The organism is Cedecea sp. B1(4) (assembly GCF_059414925.1).
This window is the reverse complement of the sequence record NZ_JCAHMZ010000391.1, coordinates 1-286: the sequence shown is the minus strand read 5'-3', so window position 1 is coordinate 286 and position 286 is coordinate 1. Positions and strand designations below refer to the sequence as shown.

General features: G+C 64.0%; 1 protein-coding gene. It reads right to left on the bottom strand.

Translation table 11 applies throughout. The features are described 5' to 3' along the window. Positions 1 to 208: hypothetical protein (locus tag ACR6JA_RS23430; RefSeq protein ID WP_494599955.1), on the bottom strand; the 208-nt coding region annotated here is incomplete at its 3' end. Between the last annotated feature and the right edge of the window lie 78 nt (positions 209 to 286).

Genomic DNA, 286 nt, shown 5'->3' with positions numbered 1-286 from the left:
CGACCTGAACGCCAGCAACCTGTTCGACTAGGTGTACGGCATCTGCGTGACGCCGACGCAATGCGCGTACGGCACGCGCCGGGTGGTGATGGGCAGCGCGACGTACCGCTGGTAGGTCCGTGACGGCGACGGCGCCGTCCTGACGTCCGATATCGCGGCGGGAAACCGGGCGATCGCTCGCTGCTAATGGCGGGTTAATGCAAGGCAACGAGCATGGCTGGGAGTGCTCATGCGTACGCAGCGCATGAGCACTGCTATTGCGTCAAAGGATCCCGATGGTCGGAAG